This window comes from Bradyrhizobium sp. WSM4874 (assembly GCF_055811835.1).
This window is the reverse complement of sequence record NZ_JBVVPR010000177.1, coordinates 1-818: the sequence shown is the minus strand read 5'-3', so window position 1 is coordinate 818 and position 818 is coordinate 1. Positions and strand designations below refer to the sequence as shown.

Sequence of the window (818 nt, the reverse complement as noted above, 5' to 3'; positions counted from 1 at the left end):
CATCAGGATGAATGGTATGGATCCGATCTATAACGACCCGAACTCTTGGATGCGCTGGTACGCCGAGCAACAGGAGCCGCAGCGTGCGCGGCAAGAGGCCGAGGTTGAGCGTTCGGATCAGGATGGCCTCGAGCAGCAGTCGGGTGAGCTACAGCTCCGCTCTCCTGAGGAGAGTTCGCCTGAGGCTAATTTCCTGCGGGACAATTCGTTCAGCAGCATGCGGGACAGCGTCGATGTTCCGTACGCTGATCTTGGCTCGGCTGCGAACGATTACAGGTCTGACCTTCGGGATACGCCATTCAGCAACATGCGCTTGGCAGCGGCCTCGGAAGCACAAGCTAATGCACGGACGGACGACAACAAGTCCCGTGGGCTGTTCTCTAGGGTCGCATCAACACTAAGCAAAGTCTTTGGACAAAGCTCTCGTGGGTCATCCGGCTCGGCGTCCTACGTAGTCGATTCACAGCTGCGTATGGATTTCGCCAAGCGCTCCCGCCCGTCGGACGTGGACGTCGACCTCTTCGAGCCCTTCAGGAAAGGCGCCGCCGGTAACTACAAGCGCTCCCGCCCGTCGGACGTGGACGTCGACCTCTTCAAGTCCTTCAGGAAAGGCGCCGCCGGTAACTACGCCCGAGGGACCATTGCCAATTACGTGACCGCTTTGACTCGGTTCAGTGATTGGCTCCGGCCACAGGGCCTGGCACTGGCCGGCCTACTTGATGACCCCGACCCTGGTCGGTTGGCAGCCCGTACGGCAGAATTTTTGAGTGGGGATACCCGCGTCAACAAGAAGCTGAATGCGGCATTAACCGCGCTAC

The 818-nt window shown here is 59.5% G+C and carries 1 pseudogene; it reads left to right on the top strand.

Annotated elements, in window-relative coordinates:
• Positions 1 to 16: 16 nt before the first annotated feature.
• Positions 17 to 818: pseudogene (locus AC0L3P_RS39915) on the top strand (hypothetical protein); the annotation flags it as partial.